Source organism: Dictyoglomus sp. NZ13-RE01 (genome assembly GCA_002878375.1).
In the GTDB taxonomy this organism is placed as follows: domain Bacteria; phylum Dictyoglomota; class Dictyoglomia; order Dictyoglomales; family Dictyoglomaceae; genus NZ13-RE01.
The window spans coordinates 1-3,216 of record NIRF01000031.1; the positions used below are offsets into that span (position 1 = coordinate 1).

Sequence of the window (3,216 nt, forward strand, 5' to 3'; positions counted from 1 at the left end):
GTTAAAGCGACCGAGAAAACGGTTGACTTGATTTCTTACGCCCGTAAAACTCAAACCCGTGAAACCCGTAGAAGATTCCACGAGTCTAAGTATTCGGCTCGGGAGTATGTTGAGCATAAGCGGGTTCTCGGGCTTAGGGATTGGGAGTTGCTCTTTGGGTTCTTTGAGGATTATATTGATGATGTTGATAAGCGTATTCTGGTTTTCCGTAATGAGTTCACGGGGGAGTTTCTAGTTAAGCGGTATTCTCATAGGTTTCAACGGCGGTATCTTAGGAAAGTAAGGAATAAGTTCGACCGTGTTTTCGAGAGTGCTTCAAGTAAGTATAAGACTGGAGTATTCCTTACTCTGACTCTTGATCCTAAGACCTATAAGTCGATTAGAGAGGGTATAGCTATAGGTTCTAAAGCATGGAATAGGTTCATGTCTAGGCTGCGTAAGAAACTCGGCTTTAGACCTCCATATATTAGGGTTTTGGAATTTCAGGATTCTGGGAATCCTCATTATCATGTTGTTCTCTTTGGTATCGACTCGATTGGAGACCATTATGAGTTAACTGAATACCTTAAGAAAATCGGCTTTGGGGAGATTCATTATGAGTATAAGATTGTAAACCGTAATGGTAATTGGGAGTGGTCTAACCCGAGGCATAAGCCTACTAAACTCCATAATCATGGCGTTAAGGATTATCTTAAGAAGTATATCGAGAAAATGTTCAATTACGATATTGGCGTAAACTCGACTGAGGCTCGGGTCGATGATTATAAGATTGCTCTCTACTTTGCTCTGGATTCTCGGTTCTTCACTTATTCCTATGCTCTCTATACTACTCCTAAGACTGGTTCTCATGAGTATGGCTGGGTCTTCATTGGTTCTTATAGCATTGAGTATTTACCTGATTGGCTTATGGAGTATGTTAGGGATTCCCTATCTCCTCCTGATTTAGTGGAGATAGGGGATTACCTTATGCTATAAAAGGTAAACTTGGATTGAGGGGGCTTATTCTCTCGGGTTTACCTTATGGCTCTAAGGTAAACCTAGTTGTTTCTTCATGTTCTCTAATAGCTTATCTTCATCTAATTCGGGCTTCGATTCTGGTTTCTTCTTTGGTTCTATGTCGAATAGTTTGGAGATTGCTTCTTTCCTCATTTTCTCGTATTTCTCGAATACTTCTTGAGGTAGTCTCCTAATGTATATGTCTCTGAATACCTTCTTAGCGTATTTCTCCATTAATGGAGTGAAGTATATTCTGTATCCTCGGGCTTCACTCCTTAGGTTATCGATTGCTCTAACATTTACTGGATACATGATTTTCTCCCTAACGAATGCTATGATGTCTGAGGTCTCAATGCTAGTGAATATTATACCTGAAACAACGGTTCTCGCCAAGTTGAAGAATCGACTAAACCATTGGGAGTGTTCTTTTCTCCAGTCGTATTTGATAAGGGAATATCCTGCGTCATCTATTACGATTGCTTTTATTCTCTCATTATTGGAGAAGGCTTTTCTCATGGTTTCTAGTGCTTTATCGATGTCGAAGTAAAGATGATTGAGGGCTGTATCCCAGTCTCCATATAGGTAATATAGCGTCTTTAGAGCATAGGTAGTTTTACCACTCCCTTGGTATCCATATATGAATGCACTTACGAAGCCGTAGTTTCTATATGCGTTTTCAATGAAAATGGATAGCGTGGTCTTATTGTGTATTGCTTTCACTCTCTATTCCCTCATATTGGAACTCCTCTCTGAATAGGAGACCGTGATCGTGTAATACATCGATCATAGTGTTTAGGGTTTCCTCAAGGCGTTTCAAGATTATCATAGAATACTTTCTAAAGATTTCCATAGCACAATGATAGAGGTCTATTCTATCTGCCGCCTCGTTTCTACATTTCTTTAGGTCTTTCTCGAAGTCATTTGCTAGATCTCTAGGGTATATACCATATAGATAGAATTTTCCACTTGTTGGGTTTATAGTAGGGTGTTGAAGTATGTTGAGGTATTCGTAAACGGGTTTACCGAGTTGTCTATCTATTTCCTCTCTGAGTGTTCTAGGTAGTAGGGAGTAGAAGGCTCTAACGGATCTAACGGCTCTCTCCACTCCCATTGTATATGTGTTTATATTATCGGTTTCATTGAATTGAAGGGCTTGGTTAATGCGGTCTAACCAATAGAGTAGTAGTTCTTCATAGCGTATTCTTTCACGATAGGTTTCGAGATAAGAGGTTTCACTCATTGCTTACTCCCTTCTTGGTCTTGTAGTAGTATTGAATTAGGTAGTCTATGATGTCTGAGAGTCTTATAGGCGGGTTTAGTTCATCGCTTAGCTCTATTTCCAATATCTTCAGCTTTTTCCATGTATCGACTCTTACGGGTATATGCTTATAGACATATTTACCCATAGAGTTCACCCTTGTTTCAACTCATTTAATTCATTTAATTTAATTAATTGCTCCCCTTATATTTATTAATTTGTGTGATTCAATTAATTTAATCAGTTCATCTTATTCATTTAATTGATATTGAGTTTGTGAATCAATTGCACAATCTTCAATTGGAGGTTATTGTATTGCTTTATAAGGTTTGTTGACATATTTTATATTGGAGGCGTGAAATTATGGTTAGGAGAAATATGAAGCGGTTCACGGTCGAGTTAGATCCTGATGAGTATGAGTTGCTTAACGAGTTGACCGAGATATTTGGCATGAAGAAGGCTCAGGTTGTTCGTTTAGCTCTCAGGCACTATTTCGGTTATGCTATTACCTCTCTCTATGCTCCTGAGATGAAGAAGTTTTTTGAAGTGGTAAGGGAGAGGGAGTATGCGAAGAAGACTCAATCTAGGAGTGTATAAGGATCTCGATAACCTGTTGAAGGTCTTGAAGTATGTTCTGGATCATGATTTTGGATTAGGTGTGAATTTGCCAGTCTTAACCCGCTTCTACCTTGAGAATCTCCTTCATGTTAAGAATCCTAGTCATAAGGAATACCATAGAGCATATATGAGGCTTTCCCGCTTCTTTGTCTCTCTCTCTAAAGAAGGATATGTTGAGTTGAAGCGGGTCGACGGCTTAGTATGGGTTAAAGCGACCGAGAAAACGGTTGACTTGATTTCTTACGCCCGTAAAACTCAAACCCGTGAAACCCGTAGAAGATTCCACGAGTCTAAGTATTCGGCTCGGGAGTATGTTGAGCATAAGCGGGTTCTCGGGCTTAGGG

The 3,216-nt window shown here is 39.6% G+C and carries 5 protein-coding genes; 3 read left to right on the forward strand and 2 right to left on the reverse strand.

What is annotated here, in order from left to right; genetic code table 11:
- On the forward strand, positions 1 to 975 hold a 975-nt coding region (locus CBR30_09810; GenBank protein ID PMQ00696.1), incomplete at its 5' end, for a hypothetical protein.
- Positions 976 to 1,026: 51 nt separating this feature from the next.
- Here the strand turns inward: CBR30_09810 and CBR30_09815 are convergent.
- Complete coding sequence (locus CBR30_09815; protein PMQ00697.1) at positions 1,027 to 1,716, reverse strand: hypothetical protein; 690 nt, start codon at positions 1,714 to 1,716, stop codon at positions 1,027 to 1,029.
- The gene (locus CBR30_09820; protein PMQ00698.1) at positions 1,697 to 2,236 is read right to left on the reverse strand and encodes a hypothetical protein; all 540 of its coding nucleotides are present in this window, start codon (positions 2,234 to 2,236) and stop codon (positions 1,697 to 1,699) included. Before CBR30_09820 ends, CBR30_09815 begins: the two co-directional genes overlap by 20 nt.
- Before the next feature lie 381 nt (positions 2,237 to 2,617).
- On the opposite strand from CBR30_09820, the gene CBR30_09825 reads away from it, so the two are divergent.
- Positions 2,618 to 2,851 (forward strand): hypothetical protein, encoded by a 234-nt coding sequence (locus CBR30_09825; protein PMQ00699.1) that lies wholly within the window; start codon positions 2,618 to 2,620, stop codon positions 2,849 to 2,851.
- Positions 2,844 to 3,216 (forward strand): hypothetical protein (locus tag CBR30_09830; GenBank protein PMQ00700.1); only part of this gene is annotated, 373 nt, incomplete at its 3' end. The genes CBR30_09825 and CBR30_09830, both read left to right, overlap by 8 nt.